The organism is Pseudomonas sp. REST10 (assembly GCF_029542605.1).
Lineage (GTDB): Bacteria > Pseudomonadota > Gammaproteobacteria > Pseudomonadales > Pseudomonadaceae > Aquipseudomonas > Aquipseudomonas khazarica.
In genome coordinates this window covers 4924056-4950955 of sequence record NZ_CP035677.1, presented here as the reverse complement: position 1 = coordinate 4950955, position 26900 = coordinate 4924056, and the positions used below count along the sequence as shown (strand labels likewise).

Annotated in this window: 20 protein-coding genes and 2 pseudogenes; 14 read left to right on the top strand and 8 right to left on the bottom strand. The window is 67.7% G+C overall.

What is annotated here, in order from left to right; all coding sequences use genetic code 11:
* The first annotated feature begins 54 nt into the window (after positions 1-54).
* Genes EWH21_RS23380 through EWH21_RS23370 form a run of 3 tightly spaced genes read left to right on the top strand, consistent with a single transcriptional unit; the run spans position 55 to position 3267 of the window.
* Positions 55-858 carry an ABC transporter permease gene (locus tag EWH21_RS23380; protein WP_037051317.1) on the top strand — a complete coding sequence of 268 codons (804 nt, stop codon included), beginning with the start codon at positions 55-57 and terminating at the stop codon, positions 856-858.
* Positions 846-1679 (top strand): ABC transporter ATP-binding protein, encoded by an 834-nt coding sequence (locus EWH21_RS23375; protein ID WP_037051320.1) that lies wholly within the window; start codon positions 846-848, stop codon positions 1677-1679. The genes EWH21_RS23380 and EWH21_RS23375 overlap by 13 nt, the downstream gene beginning before the upstream one ends.
* Position 1680: 1 nt before the next feature.
* Complete coding sequence (locus EWH21_RS23370) at positions 1681-3267, top strand: GMC family oxidoreductase N-terminal domain-containing protein (RefSeq protein ID WP_277699448.1); 1587 nt, start codon at positions 1681-1683, stop codon at positions 3265-3267.
* Between the two features lie 36 nt (positions 3268-3303).
* Here the strand turns inward: EWH21_RS23370 and EWH21_RS23365 are convergent, their stop codons facing one another.
* The 6 genes from EWH21_RS23365 to EWH21_RS23340 form a co-directional block, all read right to left on the bottom strand.
* On the bottom strand, positions 3304-5772 hold the full coding sequence (locus EWH21_RS23365) for an EAL domain-containing protein (protein ID WP_277699447.1): 2469 nt from the start codon (positions 5770-5772) through the stop codon (positions 3304-3306).
* Between the two features lie 153 nt (positions 5773-5925).
* Positions 5926-7677 (bottom strand): bifunctional protein-serine/threonine kinase/phosphatase, encoded by a 1752-nt coding sequence (locus EWH21_RS23360; RefSeq protein WP_277699446.1) that lies wholly within the window; start codon positions 7675-7677, stop codon positions 5926-5928.
* A 9-nt stretch (positions 7678-7686) separates the two neighbouring features.
* Positions 7687-8502, bottom strand: coding sequence for a formate/nitrite transporter family protein (locus EWH21_RS23355; protein WP_277699445.1), 816 nt, complete (start codon positions 8500-8502; stop codon positions 7687-7689).
* Positions 8503-8544: 42 nt separating this feature from the next.
* Positions 8545-8907, bottom strand: a complete 363-nt coding sequence (gene nirD / locus EWH21_RS23350; RefSeq protein ID WP_037051332.1) for a nitrite reductase small subunit NirD — start codon at positions 8905-8907, stop codon at positions 8545-8547.
* A complete protein-coding gene (gene nirB, locus EWH21_RS23345) occupies positions 8907-11465 on the bottom strand; it encodes a nitrite reductase large subunit NirB (RefSeq protein WP_277699444.1) in 2559 nt (852 codons plus the stop codon). The genes nirD and nirB overlap by 1 nt, the downstream gene beginning before the upstream one ends.
* Positions 11466-11812: 347 nt before the next feature.
* Entirely contained in the window at positions 11813-12439 is a 627-nt protein-coding gene (locus EWH21_RS23340) for a class I SAM-dependent methyltransferase (protein ID WP_277699443.1), read from the bottom strand.
* A 355-nt stretch (positions 12440-12794) separates the two neighbouring features.
* Here EWH21_RS23340 and EWH21_RS23335 point away from each other — a divergent pair, with 355 nt between their 5' ends.
* The 10 genes from EWH21_RS23335 (at position 12795) to EWH21_RS23290 (ending at position 25217) form a co-directional block, all read left to right on the top strand.
* The gene (locus EWH21_RS23335; protein WP_047585515.1) at positions 12795-14036 is read left to right on the top strand and encodes an MFS transporter; all 1242 of its coding nucleotides are present in this window, start codon (positions 12795-12797) and stop codon (positions 14034-14036) included.
* 190 nt (positions 14037-14226) lie between these two features.
* Positions 14227-14601 (top strand): hypothetical protein, encoded by a 375-nt coding sequence (locus tag EWH21_RS23330; RefSeq protein ID WP_152489895.1) that lies wholly within the window; start codon positions 14227-14229, stop codon positions 14599-14601.
* A gap of 311 nt (positions 14602-14912) precedes the next feature.
* Entirely contained in the window at positions 14913-15476 is a 564-nt protein-coding gene (locus EWH21_RS23325; RefSeq protein WP_277699442.1) for a hypothetical protein, read from the top strand.
* A gap of 385 nt (positions 15477-15861) precedes the next feature.
* The gene (chrA, locus tag EWH21_RS23320) at positions 15862-17196 is read left to right on the top strand and encodes a chromate efflux transporter (RefSeq protein ID WP_277699441.1); all 1335 of its coding nucleotides are present in this window, start codon (positions 15862-15864) and stop codon (positions 17194-17196) included.
* 183 nt (positions 17197-17379) lie between these two features.
* The gene (locus tag EWH21_RS23315; protein ID WP_037051350.1) at positions 17380-17469 is read left to right on the top strand and encodes a potassium ABC transporter ATPase; all 90 of its coding nucleotides are present in this window, start codon (positions 17380-17382) and stop codon (positions 17467-17469) included.
* Positions 17470-17479: 10 nt separating this feature from the next.
* The gene (kdpA, locus tag EWH21_RS23310; RefSeq protein ID WP_277699440.1) at positions 17480-19168 is read left to right on the top strand and encodes a potassium-transporting ATPase subunit KdpA; all 1689 of its coding nucleotides are present in this window, start codon (positions 17480-17482) and stop codon (positions 19166-19168) included.
* Between the two features lie 13 nt (positions 19169-19181).
* A complete protein-coding gene (kdpB, locus tag EWH21_RS23305) occupies positions 19182-21254 on the top strand; it encodes a potassium-transporting ATPase subunit KdpB (protein WP_277699439.1) in 2073 nt (690 codons plus the stop codon).
* 54 nt (positions 21255-21308) lie between these two features.
* Positions 21309-21866: a potassium-transporting ATPase subunit KdpC gene (gene kdpC, locus EWH21_RS23300; protein ID WP_277699438.1), complete on the top strand. Its 558-nt coding sequence runs from the start codon at positions 21309-21311 to the stop codon at positions 21864-21866.
* A 10-nt stretch (positions 21867-21876) separates the two neighbouring features.
* Positions 21877-24528: a sensor histidine kinase KdpD gene (locus EWH21_RS23295; RefSeq protein WP_277699437.1), complete on the top strand. Its 2652-nt coding sequence runs from the start codon at positions 21877-21879 to the stop codon at positions 24526-24528.
* The gene (locus EWH21_RS23290) at positions 24528-25217 is read left to right on the top strand and encodes a response regulator (RefSeq protein ID WP_277699436.1); all 690 of its coding nucleotides are present in this window, start codon (positions 24528-24530) and stop codon (positions 25215-25217) included. The genes EWH21_RS23295 and EWH21_RS23290 overlap by 1 nt, the downstream gene beginning before the upstream one ends.
* Before the next feature lie 45 nt (positions 25218-25262).
* On the opposite strand, the gene xopAW is transcribed toward EWH21_RS23290, so the two are convergent.
* Complete coding sequence (xopAW, locus tag EWH21_RS23285) at positions 25263-25985, bottom strand: XopAW family type III secretion system calcium-binding effector (protein ID WP_277699435.1); 723 nt, start codon at positions 25983-25985, stop codon at positions 25263-25265.
* Positions 25986-26076: 91 nt separating this feature from the next.
* Positions 26077-26778 (bottom strand): annotated as a pseudogene (locus EWH21_RS23280) (HAMP domain-containing sensor histidine kinase); the annotation flags it as partial.
* On the opposite strand from EWH21_RS23280, the pseudogene EWH21_RS23275 reads away from it, so the two are divergent.
* A pseudogene (locus EWH21_RS23275) lies at positions 26771-26900 on the top strand (winged helix-turn-helix domain-containing protein); the annotation flags it as partial. The pseudogenes EWH21_RS23280 and EWH21_RS23275 overlap by 8 nt on opposite strands.

The window sequence follows — 26900 nt, the reverse complement described above, 5'->3', positions numbered from 1 at the left end:
AGAGGGGCCGACTGCGCGCTCAGCTTCTTCAATACCCGCAACACGAGGTGGTTCATGGCCACGCAAAAATCCTGGGTGCAGCGCTGCCTGACCCCGAAAGTCGATCTGCCGGGCCGTCTGGTGCTCGGCGTCAGCGGCCTGTGCTGGCTGCTGGTGCTTGGCCTGTGGGCCGTCCTGTCGTATGGCGGCGTGGTGCCGTCGATGTTTCTGCCGACCCCCGGCGACGTGGTCGCCGCTGGCGTGCGCCTGGCCGCTGACGGCACCCTGAGCAAGCATGTGCTGGCCAGCCTGGAAGTGGTGCTGATCGGCTTCGTCGTGTCTTCCCTGGTGGCGGTGCCGCTGGGCCTGCTGATGGGCAGCTTCCGCATCGTCCAGGCGTTTCTCGAGCCGCTGGTCAACTTCATCCGCTACCTGCCGGTGACCAGCTTCGTGCCGCTGTTCATCCTGTGGATCGGCATCGGCCTGGAACAGCGCGTCTCGGTGATCATCTTCGGCGTGTTCTTCCAGCAGCTGGTGATGATCGCCGACGTCTCCAAGGGCGTCTCGCGGGACCTGCTCAACGCCAGCTACACCCTCGGCGCCAGCCGCCGTGACGTGGTGCTGCACGTGCTGGCGCCGGCTTCCCTGCCCGGCATCCTCGACACGCTGCGCGTGACCATGGGCTGGGCCTGGACCTACCTGGTGGTGGCCGAACTGGTCGCCGCCTCCAGCGGCCTCGGTTACATCAGCCTCAAGGCCATGCGTGGCTTCCAGGTGGATGTGATCTTCCTCGCCATCGCCATCATCGGCCTGCTCGGGCTGATCACCGATCAACTGTTCCGTCTGCTTCGACTGAGGATTGCCGCATGGGCGCAATAGCCAAGAAACCCTACATCATGCCGGCGCTCAGTCAGTACGCCGAGGTCGCCGCACGGCTCAAGGTGGACAACGTCAGCCTGCGCTACCAGTCGCCTGCGGGGGACACCTTCACTGCGCTGGAGCGGGTCTCCTTCGAGGTGCCGGACCAGCAGTTCGCAGTCATCGTCGGCCCCTCCGGCTGCGGCAAGTCGAGCCTGCTGTACCTCACCGCCGGCCTCAACGAACCGACCGAGGGCGATATCTACGTCGGTGGGCGCAAGGTCGATGGCCCCGGTGCCGACCGTGGCATGGTGTTCCAGGGCTACACCCTGTTCCCCTGGCTCACGGTGCGCCAGAACATCGAGTTCGGCCTCAAGCGCCGGGGGCTGCCGGCCACCGAGATGCGCACCATCGTCGAGTTCTACCTGCAGGAAGTCGGCCTGGACAAGTTCGCCGAGCATTTTCCCAAGCAGCTCTCCGGCGGCATGATGCAGCGCGTGGCCATCGCCCGGGCACTGGCCAACGACCCGCAGATCCTGCTGATGGACGAACCCTTCGGCGCCCTCGACAGCCAGACCCGTCTGCAGATGCAGCAACTGCTGCTGCAGGTCTGGGGCAACAGCAAGAAGACCGTGGTGTTCGTCACCCACGACATCGATGAAGCCATCCTGCTCGCCGACCGTATCTACGTGATGGGCGCGCGTCCGGGGCGGATCAAGGAAATCCTCGACGTGCCGATCGAGCGTCCGCGCAACCTCGACGTGGTGATGGAGCCCGAGTTCATCCGCATGAAGCGACACATCCTCGGCCTGCTGCACGACGACATGGAAGAGGTGCACTGAGATGGCGGACAGCTTCGACTACCTGATCGTCGGGGCCGGTTCGGCCGGCTGCGTGCTGGCCAACCGCCTGAGCGCGGACCCGGCCGTGCGCGTCTGCCTGATCGAGGCCGGTGGCAGCGACGCCAGCCCGCGGGTGCAGGTGCCGGCTGGCACCATCACCCTGTACAAGAGCCGCGTGTTCAGCTGGAACTACTTCTCCGCACCGCAGCGCCACCTCGCCGGGCGTCGTCTGCACACCCCGCGTGGCAAGGCTCTCGGCGGCTCCAGTGCGATGAACAGCATGATCTACATCCGTGGCGACGCCAGCGACTACGACCGCTGGGAAGCCGCCGGCTGTCCCGGCTGGGGCTGGCGCGACGTGCTGCCGTACTTCAAGAAGTCCGAGGGCAACCGCCTCGGCCAGTCCCTGCATTACCACGGCACGCTGGGTGAACTGCTGGTGGACAAGCCGCGCGACCCCAACCCGTTGTCCGAGCGTTACATCAGTGCCGCCAGCCATATCGGCCTGCGCCGCAACGACGATTTCAACGGCGGCAGCCTGGAGGGTGTCGGCCTGTACAACGTCACCCAGAGGGACGCCAGGCGTCTGTCCAGCTACCGCGCCTTCGTCGCCCCGGTGCGCCAGCGCAGCAACCTCACCGTGCTGACCGGCTGCGAGGTGGAGCGCCTGCTGCTCGACGGCGAGCGCGTCAGCGGCCTGGAACTGCGCGAGAAGGGCCAGTGGCGCACCTTGCAGTGCAGCCGCGAGACCATCCTCTGCGCCGGTGCGCTGGGCTCGCCGCACATCCTGCTGAAATCCGGCATCGGCCCCAGGGCCGAGCTGGAGGCTGCGGGCGTGGCCAGCAAGGTCGACCTGCCCGGAGTCGGCAAGAACCTCCAGGACCATATCGACGGCACGCTCACCGTGCGCTCGAAGAGCCCGCTGTCGCTGGGCTTCTCCATCGGCTCGCTGCCCAAGGTGCTGGCCTCGCCGTTCCAGTACCTGGCGCGCAGGATGGGCTGGCTGACCACCAACTACGTCGAGGCCGGCGGCTTCGCCCGCACGCCGCTGGCGGGTGACCTGCCGGATGTGCAGATGCACTTCGTGCCGGGTTATCGCAGCCATCGCGGGCGCCTGTTCGAGTGGGGCCATGGCTACGCCATCCACACCTGCGTGCTGCGCCCGAAAAGCGTCGGCGAGGTGCGCCTGGGCGAGGGCCGCAGCCTGAGCATCGACTTCAACTTCCTCAGCGACGAGGCCGACGCGCGGGTGCTGGTGGAGGGGGTCAAGCTGGCGCGCAGCATCCTCGCCCAGCCGGAGTTCGACGCCATTCGTGGCAAGGAGATGCTGCCCGGCGCCCAGGTGCAGAGTGACGAACAGCTGCTGGCGCACCTGCGCGAGAACGCCGCCACGGTGTTCCACCCGGTGGGCACCTGCAAGATGGGCACGGACGAGGCTGCCGTGGTCTCGCCGCAGCTCAGGGTGCGCGGCCTGAGCAACCTGCGCGTGGCCGATGCCTCGATCATGCCGACGCTGATCAGCGGCAACACCAACGCGCCGTGCATCATGATCGGCGAACGCGCTGCGGAGATGATCCTGCGCGGCTGAACGGGGCGGCGGGCGGGCGTCAGCGCCTGCCCGGGTTCACTGCCGCTTGCGCTCGTTGGCCGGCTGCGGATGGCCGAACAGGAAACCCTGGAAGTGCGAGCAGCCCTGGGCTTGCAACTGCCTGAGCTGCTCTTCGGTTTCCACGCCCTCGGCGGTGGTCTTGATCTGCAGGCTGCTGCTCATGCCGGTGATGGCGCGCACGATCGACATCGCCTCGGGGCTGTCGACCATGTCGTTGATGAACGACTTGTCGATCTTGATCCGGTCGAAGGCGAACGAGCGCAGGTAACTCAGCGAGGAGTAGCCGGTGCCGAAGTCGTCGAGGGCGATGTTCACCCCCAGGGCCTTGAGGCGCTTGAGTGTCTCGATATTGCCGTCGCTGTTGTCGAGCAGCACCGATTCGGTGATCTCCAGCTCCAGGCGCCGAGGCTCCAGGGCCGAGTCCTGCAGGGCCAGGGCGACGATCCTGACCAGCTCGGGGTTCCTGAACTGCACGGGTGACAGGTTGACCGCCACGGTCTGCTCGGTATTCCAGCTGGCCGCTTCCTGGCAGGCGAGATTGAGCGCACGTGCGCCCACCTCGTGAATCAGCCCGGTTTCCTCGGCCAGCGGAATGAAGTCCATGGGCATCACCAGGCCATTGAGCGGGTGATGCCAGCGCATCAGCGCTTCGTAGCCGGAGATCTGCCCGTGCTGCTGGTCGATGATCGGCTGGTAGTGCAGCTGCAGCTGGCCCAGGTGCAGGGCGGTGCGCAGGTCCATCTCCATGGTGCGGCGGCGGCGCGCGGCGGCATCCAGTTCGGGCTGGAAGTATTCGAAGCGATTGCGCCCGTTGCGCTTGGCCTCGTACAGCGCCAGGTCGGCGTAGCGCAGCAGCTGGTCGGCGCTCTGGTGGTCGTTCGGTGCGATGGCCACGCCCACGCTCAGGCCGACGCTGAAACTGTGGTCGTCGATCATGAAGCTCGGCGCCACCACGTCGATCAGACGCTGGGCGGTGCGATGGGCACTCTCGGGGCAATCCAGGTTGCGCAGGACGATGGCGAACTCGTCGCCGCCGAGGCGGGCCAGGGTGTCCTGGTCGCGCAGGGTGCCTTTCAGGCGGGTCGCCAGCGCGCCCAGCAAACGGTCGCCGAAGGCATGGCCGAGCGCGTCGTTGATGTTCTTGAAGTTGTCCAGGTCCAGGCACAGTACGCCGACCAGCGAGCGCTCGACCGCGCTCTCGGCGAGGGCTTCCTGCAGACGCTCGGCGAACAGCGTGCGGTTGGCCAGCCCGGTCAGTGCATCGTGGTGCGCCATGTGATGAATCTGCGCGTGCGCGGCCAGTTCGTCGGTGACGTCCTCGGCGATCATCAGCACGTAGCTGGCCTGGTTGGCCCCGCCGTTGCTCAGGGCCACGCGGGTACGCAGCGTGCGCAGGCCCAGCGGGGTCTCCAAGGCCTGTTCACGCAGGTAGCCGGTCTTGGCGCGGATGCCCTGTTCGGTCTGCTCTTCGATATAGCGGGCGATGCCCGCTGCCAGGCAGGCCTGTGGATGCTGGCCGACCATGGCCTGGGCGCTGCAGCCGAACAGGCGCTCGGCCTGCGGGTTGGCCAGCAGGATTTCCCCGGATTGCGGGTTCCTGACGATCAGGCTGGCGGGAATGTTGCCGATCACCGAGTCGAGAAAGCGCGACAGGTTGCTCATCTCCTCGCTGTAGCTTTCCGCCAGTTCCTTGGCCTTGAGCAGCTCCTGTTCGTGCTGGCGGCGCTCGGTGATGTCGCGGGTGATCTTGGCGAAGCCGATGAGCTGGCCCTCGTCGTCGCGCACGGCATCGATGATCACGTGGGCCCAGAACGCTGAACCGTCCTTGCGCAGGCGGATGCCCTCGGCCTCGAAGCGACCCTCGCGGTGGGCGGTCTCCAGGCCCCGCTGCGGCAGGCCCGCGCTGCGATCTTCCGGCGTGTAGAACAGCGAGAAGTGCTGCCCGACGATTTCGCCGGCACTGTAGCCCTTGGCCCGTTGCGCGCCGGCGTTCCAGTTCTGCACATGGCCCTGCGGGTCGAGCATGTAGATGGCGTAGTCCTTGACGCCCTGCACCAGCAGGCGGAAACGCCGCTCCTGCTCGCGCTGTTCGTTCTGCAGGCGCTGCTGCTCGGTGCAGTCCCGGGTGATCTTGGCGAAGCCGATGAGCTGGCCCTCATCGTCGCGCACGGCATCGATGATCACATGCGCCCAGAACGACGAACCGTCCTTGCGCAGGCGCCAGCCGGTGGCTTCGAAACGCCCGGTGTCGCGGGCTTGCTGCAGGCCGCGTTGTGGCACGCCGGCGTCACGCTCCTGCGCGCTGTAGAACACCGAGAAATGCTGGCCGACGATTTCCGCCGCCCGGTAGCCCTTGGCCCGTTGCGCACCGGCATTCCAGTTGGTCACCACGCCCTCGGGGCTGAGCAGGTAGATGGCGTAATCCACCACGCTCTGCACCAGCAGGCGATACATCATGTCGGAGTTGAGGTCGATCGGTGACATCGAAGCGATACCTGCGCAGGAAATAACGGCGCAGGGACAGGCCTGCGGGGTGCCATGTGGGGTCGGGTGCGACCGTAGGGCAGGCCGTTCAGGAACGGGCAGCGGGAAATTCTGCCCGTCTGCCGGGCGTTTTGCCAGCAAGGCACGGCGCGCCTAGTGCAGCAGTGCGGATAGCAAGGACAGTGCCAGCAGCAGGCTGAGCAGCTGCCAGAACAGCAGCGGGTCACGCTCCAGCAGGGGCCGATGCCTGCGCGCGAGCAGCGCCTGGCCGGGATGGCGCAGGGCGTGGGCGAATTCGTCCGGGTCCCGGTAGCGCTGGTTCGGGTCCGGGTGGCAACCCTTGCGCAGCACGTCGTCCAGCCACGGCGGCAGGTCCGCCTGGCGCCCCACTGGCTGGTAGCGCAGGCGCATCTGCGCCGCCCGGCTCCGGGCCCGCGCCATGGCCGCGCCGTAGGGCAGCCGGCCGGTGAGCATCTGGTAGGTGATCACCGCCAGCGAGAACACCTCCGAGCCGACGCTGGCCGGCTGTCCCAGCCAGTATTCCGGTGCGCTGTACTGGGCCGTGCCGAGCGCCTGCCGAAGCGTTTCCCGCGCGTCGCTTTCCTGCAGCCCGGCCACGTGCGTCGCGCCGAAATCGATGATCTTCACCGTACCCTCGGCGTCGATCATCAGGTTGGCCGGGCGCAGGTCCTGGTGCAGCATTTCCAGGCGGTGAAAGGCGCGCAGGCCGCGTGCGATCTGTTCGACGATGTCACGTACCGCCTGCAGGGGCGGCTGCGGGTGATCGAGCAGCCACTGCGCGAGTGTCTGGCCGTCGATGAATTCGCTGCTGCTGTACAGGTAGTGGCGCGGGCGCGATGGCACATGGGCCTTGAGCACGTGGGGGCTGTCGATGCGCCTGGCGATCCATTCCTCCAGCAGCAGGCGCTGCAGGTACTGCGTGTCCTGCTGCAGATTCTGGGAGGGGGTCTTGAGCACCAGCGTGGCGCCGCTGGCCGGGTCGCGCGCCAGGTACAGGTGGCTGCGCGCGCTGGCGTGCAGCCGGCGCAGGATGCGGTAGCCGTCGAAGTCGCACGGTGCCTCCAGCACGGGTGGGCAGGGCAGTTCGTCCAGCTGCCGTTGCAACTCGCCGGGCTCACCTGCGGGCAACTGCTCGATGCGCAGCAGCTGCACGGTCAGGTTGTCGTCGCTGCCGCCGGCCAGCGCCCGCTCGACGATCCGTTGCGCGGTGTGTTGCAGGTCGTCGGCGCTGCCGGCGAGGCAGGCGCGCAGGCTGCGGTCGTCGAGGAAGGCATGCACGCCGTCGGTGGCCAGCAGGAACAGGTCGCCGGCCTCCAGGGGCAGGGCCTGATAGTCGATTTCCAGATGCGCCTGCATGCCCAGCGCGCGGCTGAGGTAGCTCCTGTCGGCGTCGAGGTGCAGGCGATGTTCCTGGGTCAGCGGTTCCAGCACGTCGCCGCGCAGGCGGTAGATGCACGCGTCGCCGATGTGGAACAGGTGCGCGGTGGTCGACTTCAGCAGCAGCGCGCTGAAGGTGCAGACGTAGCCGCGATCCAGGTCATAACGGTGCGGGCTGCGCCGGCTCTGCGCGTGCAGCCAGGCATTGGTGGCGGCGAGCACGCGCAGCGCCGAGGTCTTCACCGACCAGGCGTCACTGGTGCTGTAGTAGTCGCTGAGAAAGGCCGCCACCGCCGTCTCGCTGGCGATGTGGCTGACCTCGCTGCTGCTGATGCCATCGGCCAGGGCGACGGCGATGCCCTTGCTGTCGAGCTGGGCCGCCTGCGGCACGCACAGGCCATGGAAGTCCTGGTTGCGTGGCTTCTTGCCCCTGTCCGAATGCTGGCCGACGCTGACGCGCAGCCGCCCTGGCTGGCGGCTGCGCGGCGAGGCGTCGACCAGGCTCATCGGCACGGCTCAGTTGTAGGTGGTGCGCTTGGGCGCGGTTCTGACGTGGGTGGTGTAGAGGGTCAGGCCGGTGAAGGCCAGGCCGCCGACCAGGTTGCCCAGTGCGGTGGGGATCTCGTTCCAGATCATGTAATCCATCACCGAGAAGTCGCCGCCCATGATCATCGCCGAGGGGAACAGGAACATGTTCACCACCGAGTGCTCGAAGCCCATGAAGAAGAACAGCATGATCGGCATCCACATGGCGATGGTCTTGCCGCTCACGGTGGTGGAGATCATCGCCCCGACCACGCCCATCGACACCATCCAGTTGCACAGCATGCCGCGCAGGAAGATGGTCGCCCAGCCGGCCAGGCCGTATTCGGCATAGCCCAGGGTGCGCGCCTCGCCGATGTGCGAGATCTTCTCGCCGATGGCGCCCGGGCCGGTGGAGAAACCGTAGGTGAAGACGAACGCCATCATGAAGGCCACGCTCAGCGCACCGGCGAAGTTGCCGACGAACACCAGGCCCCAGTTGCGCAGCACGCCGCTCGGGGTGACGCCGGGGCGGCGGTCGAGCAGGGCCAGCGGGGTGAGCATGAACACGCCGGTGAGCAGGTCGAAGCCCATCAGGTAGAGCATCACGAAGCCGACCGGGAAGAGCATGGCGCCCACCAGCGGCGAGCCGGTCTGCACGCCCACGGTGATGGCGAACACCGCCGCCAGGGCCAGGATGGCGCCCGCCATGAAGGCGCGGATCAGGGTGTCGCGGGTCGACATGAAGATCTTCGACTCACCGGCATCCACCATCTTGGTGACGAATTCTGTCGGGACCAGATAGGACATGTTTGCGCTCTCTCGTTAGCTATTGAAGAAGGGGGCAGGGGTTCAGCCCAGGCTGATTTCCACCCGCTCGCCACACAGGCGCACGGGCCAGACCGGCAGGTGCTGCTCGGGGTACTCCAGGCAGGCACCGTCGCGCAGGCGAAAGTGCTGCTTGTACAGCGGCGAGGCGATCACCAGATCGCCTCCCAGGTGACCGACCAGGCCGCGGCCGATGACGTTGGCGCCGGATTTCGGGTCGCGGTTGCCGATGGCGAATACCTGCGGCTCGCTGTCCGGCAGGTAGAACAGCGCCACCTGCTGGCCGCCGGCCAGGGCGACGATGCCGGAGCCGGCCACCAGGTCGGCGGTGCGGCACAGGGGGCGCCAGTCGGCGTGCGGATCGCGTGCGGTGTTGGACGGGCTCATCAGACGGCCTCCTCGGTGACGGGGATCAGTTCCAGTTCATGGGCGCGCGCCGGACGGCGCTGGCCGCGTTCGCGGACGAAGCGGATGTCGGGGTCGCCGCCCTTTTCGTTGACGAAGGTGCGGAAGCGCTTGAGCTTCTCCTCGTCCTTCAGCGCGCCCGCCCATTCGCACTCGTAGCGCTCGACCACCAGCTGCATCTGCGCTTCCAGTTCGGCGGCGAGGCCCAGGCTGTCCTCCAGGATCACCTGCTTGAGGTAGTCCAGGCCGCCTTCCAGCGATTCGCGCCACACCGAGGTGCGCTGCAGCTTGTCGGCGGTGCGGATGTAGAACATCAGCACGCGGTCGATGAGGCGTACCAGGCTGTCGTCGTCCAGGTCGGTGGCGAACAGTTCGGCATGCCGTGGGCGCATGCCGCCGTTGCCGCAGACGTACAGGTTCCAGCCGTTCTCGGTGGCGATCACGCCGATGTCCTTGCTCTGCGCCTCGGCGCACTCGCGGGTGCAGCCGCTGACCGCGAACTTGATCTTGTGCGGCGAGCGCAGGCCCTTGTAGCGATTCTCCAGGTGCAGGGCCATGGCCACGCTGTCCTGCACGCCGTAGCGGCACCAGGTGCTGCCGACGCAGCTTTTCACCGTGCGCAGCGACTTGCCGTAGGCGTGGCCGGTCTCGAAACCGGCAGCGATCAGTTCGCCCCAGATGTCCGGCAGTTCGTGCAGCTGGGCGCCGAACAGGTCGATGCGCTGGCCGCCGGTGATCTTGGTGTAGAGGTCGTATTTCTTCGCCACCGCGCCGATGGCGATCAGCCCCTCGGGGGTGATCTCGCCGCCGGGGATGCGCGGCACCACCGAGTAGGTGCCGTTCTTCTGCATGTTGGCCATGAAGGTGTCGTTGGTGTCCTGCAGCGGAATCAGCGCCGGCTCGGTGATCGGCCGGTTCCAGCAGGAGGCGAGGATCGAGCCCACCGCCGGCTTGCAGATGTCGCAGCCGAGGTGGCCCTTGCCATGCCTGGCCAGCAGCTCCTCGAACGTCTCGATGCCCTCGACGCGAACGAAGTGATAGAGCTCCTGGCGGGTGTGGGCGAAGTGCTCGCAGAGGCTCGTGTCGACGGCCACGCCCCGGGCGCTCAGCTCGTGCTCGACCACCTGCTTGAGCAGCGCCGCGCAGCCGCCGCAGCCGGTGGCTGCTCTGGTGCTGGCCTTGACCCCGGCGACATCGCAGCAACCGGCGTCGATGGCGGCGCACACCGAGCCCTTGCTGACGTTGTGGCAGGAGCAGATGGTGGCGCTGTCCGGCAGGGCGTCGGCGCCGAGCGCCGGGGCGCCGCCACCAGCGGGCATGATCAGGCTGGCCGGGTCGTCCGGCAGCCTGATGCCGTTCTGCGCGTACTGCAGCAGGGTGTCGTAGTAGCTGTTGTCGCCGACCAGCACCGCGCCGAGCACCTGGCGGCCGTCGGCGGAGACCACCAGGCGACGGTAGCTGGCGCTGGCCTCGTCGATGTAGCGGTAGCTGCGCGCGCCGGCCGTTGCGCCGTGGGCGTCGCCGATGGAGCCGACATCGACGCCGAGCAGCTTGAGCTTGGTCGACATGTCGGCGCCGAGGAACGGCTGCGCCTCGGCGCCACAGAGCCGGGCGGCGACGGCGCGGGCCATCTGGTAGCCGGGCGCGACCAGGCCGAAGATGCCGCCATTCCAGGCCGCGCACTCGCCGATGGCGTAGATGTTCGGGTCGCTGCTCAGGCACTGGTCATCGATCGCCACGCCGCCGCGCGGGCCGAGCTCCAGCGCGCAGGCGCGGGCCAGGGCGTCCTGCGGGCGGATGCCGGCGGAGAAGACGATCAGGTCGGTCTCCAGGGCCTCATCGCCGGCGAAGTTCATCCGGTAGCGGTAGTCGCTGCCGGCGCTGATCGACTGCGTGGCCTTGCCCAGGTGCACGCCGACGCCGAGGTCCTCGATGCGCTGCCTGAGCGCGGCGCCGCCGAAGTCGTCGAGTTGCACCGGCATCAGGCGCGGGGCGAATTCCACCACGTGTGCTTCCAGGCCCAGCGATTTCAGCGCGTTGGCTGCCTCCAGGCCGAGCAGGCCGCCGCCGACCACCACGCCGCGGCGTTTGCCCTGGGCGGCGGCGCGGATGGCGTCGAGATCGTCGAGGGTGCGGTAGACCAGGCGCGCATCGCCCTCGGCGCCCTCGATGGGCGGCACGAAGGGGTAGGAACCGGTGGCCAGCACCAGCTTGTCGTAGGTGAAGCGCCCCTTCGCGGTGATCACCTCGCAGGTGGCGCGGTCGATCTCCAGCACCGGCGCAGCCAGGTGCAGGTACAGGCCGGGGCGTGCGTACAGTTCGGCGGCGCTCATCGCCAGGGATTCGGCATCGCGCCCGCTGAAGTATTCGGAGAGGTGCACGCGGTCGTAGGCGCGCTGCGCCTCCTCGCCGAACACGTCGATCCGGTAGTGTTCCAGCGCGCCGGCCGCGAGCAGTTGCTCGACGCAGTGGTGGCCGACCATGCCGTTGCCGATGATGACCAGGCGTTGCTTGTTGCTGGGGCGTTCTGTGCTGTTCATGGTGGTTCCCGGCGAAAGCTCATCAGGTTTTCGTGCGGCAAAAAAAAGCGCCTGAAACCTTGCGGTTCCAGGCGCCTTTGCCTGTTCTGTCGCGTGCCGCTCTATGGCACGTCGCTACCCAATTGCCTGCGTTGGCTGTTCGATCGCCGTTGACCGAGTGGGTTGCCCGGGTGGCCGGGCTTGTGCGGAGTCATGCAGTGGCTGTGCCAATCCCTGTCGAGGTGCGCCAGGCCGCTCTGTTCCGGGCCTCGGGCGCTGCGCTCAGGCGCGTTGCGGGTGGCGCGCGCAGCCCAAAAGAATGCACGGCGCGGATCCCTGCCCCATTGTGAGTCGCGGTCGGCCTGTGTTCAGCGGGCGCGCCAGACGCTGGCCAGCCAGGGTTGTTGCTCACGCGGCAGGCCGTCTGGACGGTAGTAGTGCTCCAGCTCGACGAAGCCGGCAGCGACGAGCCGTGCACGCCAGCGCTCCAGGTCGTGGTAGCTGCCGTAGCGCGGGCCGTTCCAGCCTTCCTGGTTGTCGCCGCGCGGGTTGGAGCTGAACAGCACGCCGCCGGTTTTCAGCGCCGCATGCAGTTGGCCGAGCACGCGCGGCAGCTCTTGGTCCGGCACATGGAACAGGCTGGCGTTGGCGAAGATACCGTCGAAATGCGCCTCGGGCAGGTCCAGGGCGAGGAAGTTCTGCTGCCACACCTCGCAGCCGCTGTCGGTGCGCGCCATCTCGACGAACTCGGCGCAGCCATCCAGGCCGACGGCCTGATGCCCGAGCGCGCTGAAGGTGCGCAGGTCGCGGCCGGGGCCGCAGCCGAGATCGAGGATGCGCCAGGGCCTCGGCGCCTCGATATGGCGCAGCAGGGCGGCGATGTTCTGGCTGACATCGTGGTCGCGGGTGCCCGCGCGGAAATCCTCGGCGCTGTCCTGATAGTGGCTCAGGGTCAGGGCGCTGATCTGGGCGAGTTCGTCGGGGGTGAGCGGCATGGCGAGGCTTCCGTAAAAACGTTCGGACAAGGCTACCAAAGTCGTCTGCCCTCTGCGCTTGCACGCTATTCCCAAGGAGCGGCTTCAGCCGCGATGAAACAGCTCGCCGCTAAAGCGCCTCCTACGGGTTTGTGGTCTGAACCATACCGCCCGCAACCGCACGGAGCGTGGGAGGGGCTTCAGCCGCGACTGCACAAGATTCGTCGATCCGGCCCAAAATATTTCGGTTGCCATCTGCCTGTGGAGCAACCAGCGCAACAAGCTGTTCACCGGTTTGCCCCATGGCAGGGCTTTGCCGTAGATTGGCCGGCTCACCTCGACCGGCACCGGCCGGTCATGCCTCGAGGTTTCCTCCGTGTCCGCTGCCCCAGTTTCCGTTTACCGGCTTCCCGGTTTCCTGCCCTTTCTCGTCGCGCGCATCGTGGTGGTCTTCGCCGTGCAGATTCAGGCCATCGTGGTGGCCTGGCAGGTCTATGACCTGACGCGCGATCCCCTGTCGCTGGCCTATGTCGGCCTGGCCCAGTTCATCCCCATGCTGGTGCTGCTGATGCCGGCGGGCGACCTGATCGACCGTTACGACCGCAAGCTGATCCTCATGCTCAGCTGGCTGGTGGAGGCGCTGTGCGCGGGGGCGCTGCTCTGGCTGTCACTGAGCGAGGCGCCGGTCAGCTGGTACTACGCCGTGCTGGTGCTCTACGGCTGTGGCCGTGCCTTCACCGGGCCGGCGCTGTCGAGCCTGTTGCCGCAGATCGTGCCGCGCGAGCGCCTGGCGGCGGCCATCGCGGCCAACAGCATGATCATGCGCGGCGCGACCATCTCCGGCCCGGTGCTCGGCGGTGGCCTGTACGCCATCGGCGGCGGTGGCCTGACCTACTCGGTGTGCCTGCTGTGTTTCCTCGTTGGTACGGCGCTGCTGCCGCTGGTGCCGGTGCGCTATGCGGAGAAGATGCAGGCGCTGGAGTCGACCGCCTGGGCGCGCTTCACCGCGGGCATCCACTTCATCCGCACGCGGCCGATCATTCTCGGCACCATCTCGCTGGACCTGTTCGCCGTGCTGCTCGGTGGCGTGGTGGCGTTGCTGCCGATCTACGCCCAGGAGGTGCTGGAGGTCGGCCCCACGGGCCTGGGCCTGCTGCGCAGCGCCATGGCCATCGGCGAGGTGACCGTGGGCCTGTACCTGAGCATGAGACCCTTCAACCGACATGTCGGCCTGGTGATGTTCGGCGCGGTGGCGCTGTTCGGCCTGGCCAACCTGGTGTTCGCCCTGTCCAGCCTGTTCTGGCTGTCCTTCGCCGCGCTGATGGTGGCCGGCGGCGCGGACATGGTGAGCATGTACATTCGTTCCTCGCTGGTGCAGTTCTCCACGCCGGACGCCATGCGTGGCCGGGTCAACGCGGTGAACATGCTGTTCATCGGGTCTTCCAACGAGCTGGGCGAATTCCGCGCCGGTACCAGTGCCGCCTGGTTCGGTGTGGTGCCGGCGGCGTTGCTCGGTTGCGCCTGCACCCTGCTGGTGACCGGCGGCTGGATGCTCGGCTTCAAGAGCCTGCGCAAGGTCGACCGCTTCGAGGATGCGTCGCCGAGCAAGGCGGCCTGACGGCGTTCGGTCGCTGACGCGATCCTGGTCCGGGGCGGCACAGCCAGCACAAGGCCATTAGGTCATCTGTGTTATGGCTGGGCCGCCTGCCCGTCCTTATGCTCCTTGCTTACCGCCCTTGCGTGGCTGCTCGCGCGCAGCGCCGAGGCCCCGTGGGCGGTATGGACGGATCAAAACAAGGACATTCAGCATGAACAAGACAACCCTCATCGCCGCGGCGGCCCTCTCTCTGACCCTGCTGGCAGGCTGCAACGTTCGTACGCCGCTGGACTACGAGACCGGCGTGTACATCGCCCCGGAAACGCTGCAGCAGCTGAAAAGCTCCGGTGCCACCCAGGATGAGGTCGTCAAGCAGGTCGGTCACCCTAACTCCAAGTCCGAGCTGAGCGGCAAGGAAGTGTGGAAGTACGACTACAGCCTGATCACCGCGTTACCGGGTGCGTACAACAAGAACGAGTCGACTGTGTTCGAGTGGAGCAAGGCCGGCAAACTGCTCGACGCCTACAAGACCAACGGCGGGGCCGGCGCCAATGGCAACCCGCTGCTGAAGGCCGCCGGCAACTGAACCGGGGCCGGCACGCTGAGGAAAGCGCCCGACCTGTCGTAATGCTGTTCACAGGAGCAGTAGTCGGACGCGCCTAGTCCCCTCTCCCCCAGCCCCTCTCCCATGAATGGGAGAGGGGAGCCAAACGCGTGCAACCTCAGATGAGCAGCATTACCGAGCTGTCTGTCGGGCGTTTCCCTGTGTGCGGGTTGCAGAGTGGCGGCGGTTGACCGTCGTCCCCATTGTCTGTGGTCCCGGCCTGTGTACAGTAGGGCGGGCCAGCCTGCTCCCCGGGCTGGCAGGACGACTGACCTTCAGGGACGAAACGGCGTATGTCCACCGCTCGCAAGCTGCTCATCTACGCAACGCTGGTCTTCGGCACCTTCGCCTGTGCCTTGGCGATCCGCCTGGCCTATCTGCACACGCTCAACGAGTACCGCCTGAGCCTGGTGCCCGACGCGCTGCAGGTCACCTCCATCGTCTATGCCATGGAGGAGTCCTGGGGATTCGGCCCAGGCGGCAACGAGACCGGGATTCTCGTCTATCGCCTGCCCGCAGCCACCGCGGCGCTCGCCGGCACGGGGCTGGGGTTCTTCGAAAACATGCCGGGCAACAGCGCCACTGCAGGGCGGCGCTGGCGCGGCTCGTACAGCGACTGGAAAGAAACGCCGATCGCCGCAGACGAGCGGCACTGGCCTGTGGACAGTCGCCAGCAATCGCTGAGCAGCCTCGACTACCTCTGCCGTTACGGCTTCTGCATCGAGGTGGCCGCCGCGCTGATACGCGATGTCGACAGCCTTATCAACAGCCCGGGCAGCTATTACGCCTATGGTCGGATCGGCCTGATCGTCGTCAGCCCCGAGAAGCGCCTGGTGGTCTATCTGTACAACGGCTGACGGCTCCCGATTGCTTCACAGATTCTGTTGGCAGTCCTGTGGATAACCTTTGCAAAAGCCCTTCCTGCCTAGCATTCCCGCGGCCTGTCCGGAGCCGTTCAGTTTTTGCCCAGTGACGTCCTGTTGGCGTCATCGACAGGTCGCATCATTCGATCAATCAATGACTTGCGTTGAGTTTCCCACAGCGGGGCAGGGGCTGGCCGCAGGCGCCCGGCTCATGCACAGAATCTGGGGAAAGCGCTGTGGATAAGATGCGGGAAAAGCGTTCCAGGCCAGGTGGTACAAGGGCTGCGGGAGGCTGGTCGTTTTTCGTGCGCTGTCGCTTCGCTGTCATGTTTCGCGGCTATAGTGGGCGGTCGGTTTTCGTCGTGCTGGAGCCTGCCCAATGTCCGATTCGCCAGAGCGTCCTGCCCCGGTCAGCGTGCTGCAGGCGTTGCGTTTCTGGCTGAAACTGGGGCTGATCAGCTTCGGCGGGCCGGCCGGGCAGATCTCGATCCTGCATCAGGAGCTGGTGGAGAAGCGCCGCTGGCTGTCCGAGCGACGATTTCTGCATGCGCTGAACTACTGCATGCTGTTGCCCGGGCCGGAGGCGCAGCAGCTGGCCACCTATATCGGCTGGCTGATGCACCGCAGCTGGGGCGGGGTGATCGCCGGCGTGCTGTTCGTGCTGCCATCGCTGCTGATCCTCATCGGCCTGTCCTGGGTCTATCTGGCCTATGGCGACGTGCCCCTGGTGGCGGGGCTCTTCTATGGCCTCAAGCCGGCGGTGACAGCCATCGTGGCGCAGGCGGCCTGGCGCATCGGCGGGCGGGTGCTGAGAAACGCCTGGCTGTGGGGCATCGCGCTGGCGGCCTTCGTCGCGATCTTCGCGTTGCAGCTGCCCTTTCCCCTGATCGTGCTGGCTGCCGCGCTGATCGGCTACCTCGGCGGGCGCCTGGCGCCGCAGCATTTCACCGGCGCGGCTGCGCATGGCGAGGTTGGCGCCGCCCCGGTGGCGGCGCTAATCGATGACGACACACGCCTGGCGCATACGCGTTTCCGGCCCGCTCGCCTGGGGCTGATCCTGCTGCTGGGCGCGTTGCTGTGGTTGCTGCCGATGGGCCTGCTGACCCTGGCGTTCGGCTGGCAGGGCACGCTGACGCAGATGGGCTGGTTCTTCACCAAGGCGGCGCTGCTGACCTTTGGCGGCGCCTACGCGGTGCTGCCCTATGTGTATCAGGGCGCCATCGAGCAGTATGGCTGGCTGACGCCCAGGCAGATGATCGACGGCCTGGCGCTCGGCGAGACCACGCCAGGGCCGCTGATCATGGTCGTCGCCTTCGTGGCCTTCGTCGGTGCCTACGGCCAGCCGCCGTTCGCGGGTGACTCGGCCTTCGCCAGTGGTGCTCTGGCGGCTGCATTGGTCACCTGGTTCACCTTTCTGCCGTCGTTCCTGTTCATCCTCGCCGGCGGGCCGCTGGTGGAGTCGACCCACGGCCGCTTGCAGTTCACCGCGCCGCTGACCGGCATCACCGCTGCGGTGGTCGGGGTCATCGTCAATCTGGCGCTGTTCTTCGCCTATCACGTGCTCTGGCCAGAGGGCTTCGGCGGGACCTTCGACTGGCTGTCGGCAGCGATCACGCTGGGCGCGGGCGTGGCGCTGCTGGGCTTGCGGCGCGGCGTGATCGAGACGCTGCTGGCCTGTGCGCTGCTGGGTCTGGCGGTGCAGTTGCTGGCCTGAGTGGCGGGCTTGCCAATGCCTGACGGGTTACGCGGCGCTTGAGCCGGCGCGCCGCCACAGGCCCGGCGCCGCTGCATCGATACGCTTTCTTTACGCCCCGCCAGCCGCCCGCCAATCGAATCTTTACGGCCGGCCTTCCGACAATGCTCGCGAGCGGACGTCCCGCATCGTGGAGCTTTGAACATGAACGCAATCGATGGTGTGTCGCTGATCCTGGTGATCGGCCTCTTCGCCTACCTGCTGGTGGCTCTGCTCACCGCCGGGCGCGGCTGAGGAGGTGGCCATGCACGACAACGACTGGCTGCTGCTGGCAGCTTTTTCCCTGCTGGTGCTGGCACCGGCGCCGTTTCTGGGGCGCTACTTCTATCGCGTGATGGAAGGCCAGCGCACCTGGCTGAGCCCTCTGCTGCAACCCCTGGAGCGCGCCTGTTACCGTGTCGCCGGCATCGACCCGCAGCAGGAGCAGGGCTGGCGCGGCTATAGCCTCGCACTGCTGGCCTTCACGCTGGTCTGCCTGCTGGTGCTGACCGGCATCCTGCTGTTGCAGGGCGCCTTGCCGCTCAATCCGCAGCAGGTGGCCGGGATGAGCCTGCCGCTGGCCTTCAACACGGCGGTGAGCTTCGTCACCAACACCAACTGGCAGGCCTACAGCGGTGAGGCACAGCTCAGCTATTTCAGTCAGATGCTTGGCCTGGGGGTGCAGAACTTCGTCAGCCCGGCGGTGGGGCTGGCGGTGCTGGTGGTGCTGTGCCGGGGGCTGACGCGGCAGTCCAGCGACCGCCTGGGCAACTTCTGGGTCGACCTGACCCGCGCCGTGCTCTACGGCCTGCTGCCGCTGTGTCTGCTGCTGGCGTTGCTGCTGGTGTGGCAGGGCGTACCGCAGACCTTCAGCGACTACGTGGCGGCGACCACCCTGCAGGGCAGCGAGCAGACCCTGCCGATGGGGCCGGCGGCCAGCCAGATTGCCATCAAGCAGCTGGGCACCAACGGCGGCGGATTCTTCGGGGTCAACTCGGCGCACCCCTTCGAGAACCCCACGGCGCTGAGCAACCTGCTGGAGCTGGCGTCGATCCTGCTGGTCCCGGCAGCGCTGGTGTTCGCCTTCGGTCACTACGTGCGGGACCTGCGTCAGAGCCGGGCGATCCTGGCCAGCATGCTGTTGCTGTTCGCCATGGGGCTGGGCCTCTGTGCCTGGGCGGAGTTGCAGCCGAATCCGCTGCTGGCAGGGCTGCCCGTCGAGCAGGTGGGCTCACTGGAGGGCAAGGAAGCACGCTTCGGCAGCTTCGCTTCGGCGCTCTGGGCCACCACCACCACGGCGGCCTCCAATGGCTCGGTGAACGCCATGCACGACAGCTTCAGCGCGCTTGGCGGGCTGGTGCCGCTGTTCAACATGGTGCTCGGCGAAATCATCTTTGGCGGCATCGGCGCCGGTCTCTACGGCATGCTGCTGTTTGTGCTGATCGCGGTGTTCCTCGCCGGCCTGATGATCGGTCGCACACCGGCCTACCTGGGCAAGCGGCTGGAGGCGCGCGAGGTGCGCCTGCTGGTCGCCACGCTGATGGTGATGCCGCTCGGCGTGCTGGTCTGCGTTGCCCTGGCGGTGAGCTTCGCCGGACCTGCGGCCTCCATCGGCAACCCCGGCCCGCACGGTTTCACCCAGGCGCTGTATGCCTATGGCTCGGCCACCGGCAACAACGGATCGGCCTTCGCCGGCTTCAGCGCCGACACCCCCTACCACGACCTCATGCTCGGCCTGGCCATGCTGCTCGGGCGCTTCGGCTACATCCTGCCGGTGCTGGCGATCGCTGGCAGCCTGGCGGCCAAGCGCACGGCCCCGCTGGGGCGGAACAGCTTCCCCACCCACGGCCCGCTGTTCGTCGTATTGCTGACTCTGACCATCCTCCTGGTGGGTGGCCTGACTTTCATGCCGGCGTTGGCCCTGGGCCCGCTGGCCGAATACCTGGTACTGTGAAGGAGCGCCCGTGATGAATGTCCATGTATCGGCGCAAAGCAGCGCCAACCCGTCCAGCGGCAAGGTGCAGACCCACCTCGGTGCGCTGTGGCGCCCGGCCCTCAGGCAGGCCTTCGTCAAGCTCGACCCGCGCCAGCTGGTGCGTTCACCGGTGATGCTGGTGGTCGAGCTGACGGCGCTGGTCACCAGCGTGCTGTGTTTCGTGCCTTCCGCTCAGCCCGGGGATGGCCAGGTAAGCACTGCCCTGGGCGTGCAGATCGCCCTGTGGTTGTGGTTCACCGTGCTGTTCGCCAACTTCGCCGAAGCGCTGGCCGAGGGCCGTGGCAAGGCGCGTGCCGACAGCCTCAAATCCGCCGGCCAGGGACTGATGGCGCGCAAGCAGGTCGGTGCGCAGTTCCACTCGGTAGCGGCCGCCAGCCTGCGTACGGGCGATGTGGTGCGGGTCGAGGCCGGCGAGCTGATACCGGGCGACGGCGAGGTGATCGAAGGGATTGCGGCGGTCAACGAGGCGGCCATCACCGGTGAGTCCGCGCCGGTGATCCGTGAGTCCGGCGGGGACCGCTCGGCAGTCACCGGCAATACCCGCCTGGTGTCGGACTGGCTGCTGGTGAGGATCACCGCCAATCCTGGCGAGTCCACGCTCGACCGCATGATCGCCCTGGTCGAGGGCGCGCGCCGGCAGAAGACGCCCAACGAAGTCGCGCTGGATATCCTGCTGATCGGCCTGACCCTGATCTTCCTGCTGGTGGTGGCCACCCTGCAGCCCTTCGCCCGCTTCGCCGACGGCAACCTGCCGCTGATCTATCTCGCCGCGCTGCTGGTGACGCTGATCCCCACCACCATCGGCGGCCTGCTCTCGGCCATCGGTATCGCCGGCATGGATCGCCTGGTACGCCTGAACGTCATCGCCAAGTCGGGGCGCGCGGTCGAGGCGGCCGGCGACGTGCATACCCTGTTGCTGGACAAGACCGGCACCATCACCTTCGGCAACCGCCGCTGCAGCGCGCTGCTCCAGGCGCCCGGGGTCGCTGTGGCGGAGCTGGCCAGGGCGGCGCTGCTGGCGTCGCAGGGCGATGACACCCCGGAGGGCAAGTCGATCGTCGAGTACCTGGCGTCGCTGCAGCCGCTGGCGTTGCCCGCTCCGGATGGCATGAGGCTGATCGCCTTCAGCGCCGAGACACGCCTGTCGGGTGTCGACGTGGATGGCCTGGCCTATCGCAAGGGCGCGGTGGACGCCGTGCTGGCCTACCTCGGGCTGGGGCGTGACGGCATGCCGGCGGCACTGGCGAGCGAGGTGGAGAAGATTGCCAAGAGCGGCGGTACACCGCTGCTGGTGGCCGCTGACGGGCGACTGCTCGGCGCCATTCACCTCAAGGACGTGGTCAAGCCGGGTATCCGTGAGCGCTTCGCCGAACTGCGCGCCATGGGTATCCGCACCGTCATGGTGACGGGTGACAACCCGCTGACCGCTGCGGCCATCGCCGCCGAGGCGGGAGTAGACGACGTGATCGCCGAGGCGACGCCGCAGAAGAAGCTGGCGCGCATCCGCGCCGAGCAGGCCGAGGGCAAGCTGGTGGCGATGTGTGGCGATGGTGCCAACGATGCACCGGCTCTGGCCCAGGCCGATGTCGGACTGGCCATGAACGATGGGACTCAGGCCGCCCGCGAGGCCGCCAACCTGGTGGATCTGGACAGCGACCCGACCAAGTTGATCGACGTGGTGCAGGTCGGCAAGGAGCTGCTGGTGACGCGCGGTGCGTTGACCACCTTCTCGCTGGCCAACGATGTGGCGAAGTACTTCGCCATCCTGCCGGCGCTGTTCGCCGGTATCTATCCACAGCTCGGCGCACTCGACCTGATGCAGCTGCACAGCCCGCAAAGCGCGATTCTCTCGGCCATCGTGTTCAACGCCCTGATCATCGTCGGATTGATCCCGTTGGCGCTGCGCGGTGTGCGCATCCGGGCCCTGGATGCCGGCCAGCTGCTGCGGCGCAACCTGCTGATCTACGGCCTCGGCGGCCTGCTCGCCCCCTTCGTCGGCATCAAGCTGCTCGACCTGCTGCTGGTGGCGCTGGGCTGGGTGTAGTCCGCGCTCGACCTGCCCCGGAGCTGATCCGGGGCGACCTTCTGGAGAACCATCATGCTCGAACATATTCGCCCTGCCGTCGCCACCCTGGCGCTGATGACCCTGCTGACCGGCGTCGCCTACCCGCTTGCGGTCACTGCCATGGCGCACCTGGCATTCCCCGAGCAGGCTGCCGGCAGCCTGGTGCGAGACGAAACGGGGCAAGTGCGTGGCAGCCGCCTGATCGCCCAGGCCTTCGACGGCGATCAGTGGTTCCAGCCACGCCCCTCGGCGGGTGATTACGCCACCGTGGCCAGCGCCGCCAGCAACCTGGCGGCGAGCAATCCGCGCCTGTACGAGCGCGTCGAACGGCTCAGCGCCGGTCACGACGCTCAGACGCCGGTGCCGATGCAACTGGTGACCACCTCGGCCAGCGGCCTCGACCCGCATCTGTCACCCGCGGCCGCTGCCTGGCAGGTGCCTCGCATCGCGCAGGCGCGCAACCTGGCGCCAGAGGTGCTGTCGCAGCTGATCGAGGCGCACACCGAACGCCCGTTGTTTGGCCCTGCGGTGGTCAATGTGCTGGCCCTGAACCTGGCGCTGATCGACAATCCGCCCCTCAACGCCCGCTGATGATCCCGCCATGACTGACAGCCTGCGCGCCGAAGCGCTGCTTGCCGACCTGCCCCGCGAAGGCCGTGGGTGGCTCAAGGTATTTCTCGGTGCTGCGCCCGGCGTGGGCAAGACCTACGCCATGCTGCAGGCCGCCCATGCGCAGCTGCGCATGGGCGTGCCGTTGCGTGCGGGGGTGGTCGAAAGCCATGGTCGCAGCGACACCGAGGCCCTGCTGCTGGGCTTGCCGCAGCAGCCGCCACGGCGCCTGCCCTACCGTGGCCTGGAAATCTGCGAGATGGACCTCGACGGTCTGCTGCTCGATCCGCCGAAGCTGGCACTGGTCGACGAGCTGGCGCACAGCAACGCCCCTGGCAGTCGTCACGCCAAGCGCTGGCAGGACGTGCAGGAGCTGCTCACGGCCGGCATCGACGTCTACACCACGGTCAACGTCCAGCACCTGGAGAGCCTCAACGACCGCATCCGCGACATCACCGGGGTGCAGGTGCGTGAAACCGTACCGGACTGGGTGCTGCAGGAGGCCGACGAGATCCAGTTGATCGACCTGCCGCCGCGCGAGCTGCTGGAGCGCCTGCGCGACGGCAAGGTGTACATGCCCGAACAGGCGCGGGCAGCCATCGACGCGTTCTTCTCTCCGACCAACTTGACCGCGCTGCGTGAGCTGGCGATGCAGACCGCTGCCGCACGGGTCGATGCCGATCTCGACCGGCGCTATCGCCAGCTTGGCCAGGCCGCGCCCAGCGTGCTTGGGCGCTTGCTGGTGGGGGTGGACGGCGATGGCGAGGCCGAGCGCCTGGTGCGTCACGCCTGCCGGGTGGCCGAGCGGCGTCATCTGCCCTGGTCGGTGGTGCACGTCAACAGCCGCCAGGCCATGGACGACGTGCAGCGTGGGCGGGTGCAGGCGGCCTTGAGCCTGGCCGAGCGCCTGGGGGGCGAGGTGGTGATCCTGCACGGCGAGTCGGTGGCGCGCACGCTGCTCGAGCATGCCCGCGAGCGGCGCGCCAGCCTGATTCTGGTTGGCAGCAGTGCACGGCGCCTGCGACGGCGCTGGTTCGGCCGTGGTGTTGGCGAGCGCCTGCTGGCGGCGGGGGCCGGACTGGAAGTGAGCGTGCTGGATGCCGAGGCGGGGCAGCCGCACACCGGGCGTGGCCGGCAACCGGCGCCGCGCTGGCGCGACTATCTGCTGGCGCTGCTGGCGACCGCCGGTGCCACGCTGATCGCCCTCGGGCTGGCGCGGATACTGGAGTTGCCGAACATCTCGCTGGTGTTTCTCGCCGCCGTGCTGCTGGTGGCCGTACGCAGCAGCCTGGGGCCGGCGCTGCTGTGTTCGGGGCTGTCGTTTCTGGTCTACAACTTCCTGTTCATCCCGCCGACCCTGACCCTGCACATCCAGCGTCAGGAGGACGTGCTGACGCTGCTGTTCTTCCTGCTCATGGCCGGCCTGACCGGTAACCTGGCCAGCCGTCAGCGGCGTCAGGTTCAGGCACTGCGCCACATGCAGGGTGAAACCACGGCACTGCTGGAGCTGTCGCGCAAGCTGACCGTCGCCGCTGACCGCCAGGCCGTGCTGGCGGTGGCCGAGCAGCAACTGGGCGGCTGGGCGGAGGTGCAACTGACGCTGCTGTCGCGCATGGCGCAGGGGCCGTGGCAACACGAGGGTGGCCTGCGCATCGAGCTGTCCGACGCCGAGCGCGCCGCCGCGGACTGGGCCTGGCAGCATGAGCAGCCCGCTGGTCTCGGCACCGACACCCTGCCGGGCAGCCGCTGGTGGTGGTGGCCGCTGTGCGGGGAGGAGGGCGCCTTGCTGCTGCTCGGCCTGCGGACAGCCGCCGGCACGCCGCTGACGGACACGCGCCGCCGGCTGGTCGCCGCGCTCGCTCAGCCGCTGGCACAGGCCCTGGCGCGCGCGCAGTTGGCCGAGGAACTGGAAGCCGCGCGCCTGCATGGGCAGACCGAAGAGTTGCGCAGTGCCTTGCTGGCCTCGGTGTCGCACGACCTGCGTACGCCGCTGACGGCTATGCGCGGTTCCATCGACGCCCTGCTGGCACTGGGCGACGCGATCCCCGCAGCGGATCGCTGCGAGCTGCTGGAAGGCACCCGTGATGAGGCCGAACGGCTCGACCGCTATATCCAGAACCTGCTCGACATGACCCGCCTGGGCCATGGCGGGCTCAAGCTGGCGCGTGACTGGGTGGCGCCCAGCGACATCGTCGCCAGCGCCCTGCAGCGCCTGCGCACGGTGCTTGCCCCGCTGCAGGTGCAGTGTGTGCTGCCGGCGGAGCCGCCACTGCTGTACGTGCATGCGGCGCTGATCGAGCAGGCGCTGGTCAACGTGCTGGAGAACGCTGCGCGTTTCTCGCCGCCTGATGGGCGTCTGCGTGTGTCGCTGGAGTTCGATGAACAGGCGTTGCGTTTCGTCGTCGCCGATCAGGGGCCTGGCATTCCCGAGGCGGAGCGGGTGAAGATCTTCGACATGTTCTACACCGCCGCGCGCGGGGACCGTGGTGGCCAGGGCACGGGGCTGGGCCTGGCCATCTGCCAGGGCATGGTCGGTGCCCACGGTGGCCGCGTCAGCGTCGGCGACGGGCTGGATGGCCGTGGTGCCAGCCTCACCCTGCACCTGCCATTGACCGCGCAACCACAAGCCACCGAGGAAGAGTGATGAGTCAGGGACCGAGCATTCTGCTGATCGACGATGAGGCGCAGATTCGCAAATTTCTGCGCATCGCCCTCAGTGCTCAGGGCTATCGGGTGCTGGAGGCCGCGAACGGCGAAGACGGTCTGGCCCAGGCGGCCTTGCAGAGCCCGGATGTGGTGGTGCTCGACCTTGGTTTGCCCGATCTCGACGGCCAGCAGGTCCTGCGCCGCCTGCGCGAATGGAGCCAGGTGCCGGTGCTGGTGCTGTCGGTGCGCGCCAGCGAGGGCGAGAAGGTGCTGGCGCTGGACGGCGGCGCCAACGACTACGTGAGCAAGCCCTTCGGTATTCAGGAGTTCCTGGCCCGTGTGCGCGTGCTGCTGCGCCAGGGGCAGGTACGCGAAGCGCTGCCGGCGAACATCGTCTGTGGCGGGCTGAACATCGACCTGGCCTATCGACGGGTCAGCGTGGAGGGCGGCGAAGTCGCCCTGACACCCAAGGAGTATGCGGTGCTCGCCCTGCTTGGCCAGCACCTCGGGCGCGTGGTGACGCAGCAGCAGCTGCTGCGCGACATCTGGGGGCCGAGCCACGTCGGCGACAGCCACTACCTGCGCGTGGTGGTCGGTCATCTGCGGCAGAAGCTGGGTGACGATCCGGCCGCGCCCCGCTACCTGATCACCGAGGCGGGCGTGGGCTACCGCCTGAAGGGCGATTGAGCGGCGCTGGACGCCGCCGCCAGTGAGGCCAGCGGCGGCTCGCGCTCAGGCGCTGAGGCTGAGCTGGCTACCCAGGCTGCCGGCGTCGTTCTGGCTGCTCTGGTAGTGCTGCAGCAGCTTGCCGATCATCTCCGAGACCTGTGGTTCGAGCTCGGGCCTGGGTGGGCGCTGGGCGACGGCCTCGAGCAGGCTGTCCAGCGTCGCGTCGTCGCCTTCGCTACCCTGCGCCAGTTCGAATGACGGGCCGCCAGACGGCGGAGGGGGTGGCGCGAGTGCGCTCAGTTCGTCCAGGTCGAGGCCGCCGTCACCGTCGCTGTCCAGCTCGGCGAGCAGGGCGCTGGTGTCCACTGCGCCGTCGTTGGCCAGTGCGGCGAGTTCGTCGGCATCGATGAGGCCGTCACCGTTGGCGTCGAGCTGGGCGAACATGTCCTCGGGGTTGGGCCCGCCCGGTGGCGGCGGCGGAGGCGGTGCGAGTGCGGCGATCTCGTCGCTGTCGAGGCTGCCATCGCCATTGCCATCGAGTTGGCTGAACAGCTCGTCGATGTCGATGGTCAGGCTGCTGTCGTTTTCCTGTGCGGCGCTGAGCACGCTGCTCAGTTCTTCCTTGGCGACGCTGCCGTCGCCGTCGCTGTCGAGCAGGCTGAACAGCTTTTCCTGCATGTTGGCCGGGCCTCCGGCGCAGCTTCCGCTGCTGGCGGTGCTGCGCTGGGTGCTGGCGTAAGTCGAGCTGTAGGCGTAGCCCGAGTAACTGCTGACACCACTGATCATGAGCGTTGCTCCCATGGTTGGCTGGCTGAAGAGGCTTCTTCAGCCATGGCAGGTTCAGGGGCGCTTATGTACGGGGTGTGTGGACTTTGTATCAGGCAGGACACGTGAGCGCGCGTGGCAGGCGCAGTATGGCCGTCAGGCCGCCACCGGGGGTTTCTTCCAGGTGGATGTCGCCGCCCTGGCGTTGCGCCGCCTCGCGGGCGATGGTCAGCCCCAGGCCCACGCCGCCGGAGTTGCGATTGCGCGAACCTTCCACGCGGTAGAACGCCTCGAACACGCTTTCCCGCAAGGCCGGCGCGATGCCCGGGCCGTAGTCGATGACGCGTACCTCGACCCACTCGGCGCCGTCGCGCAGTTCGATCTCGGCATGCTCGGCGTAGCGCAGGGCATTCTCCACCAGGTTGTTGATGCACGAGCGCAGTGCCACCGGGCGCGCCTGCAGGGGCGCGCACTGGCCCCGGACGCCGACATCCTCGCCGCGTTCGCAGGCGTCTTCGGCCAGCGCTTCGACCAGCGCCTGGATATCCAGGTTCTGCGCTTGCTCGGCGTTGTGCAGCTGGTGCAGGTAGCCGAGCGTGGCATCGAGCATTTCGGTCATCTCGGCCAGGTCCAGGGCCATGCGCTCGCGCACCTGCGTGTCGGGGATCTGTTCCAGGCGCAGTTTCAGGCGGGCCAGCGGCGTGCGCAGATCGTGCGACACCGCTGCCAGCATGCGTGTGCGCTGCTGCACCTGGCCGCGAATACGCTGCTGCATCTGGTTGAAGGCCTGGGCGGCCTGGCGTGTCTCGCGTGGCCGTGCCATCGAGGCCTTCGACCGCAGCATCGACCTGCTGGTCTCACGGCTGCGCCAGAAGCTCGGCGACGATTCGCGCAACCCCAACCTGATCAAGACCGTGCGCGGCGAAGGCTACCTGC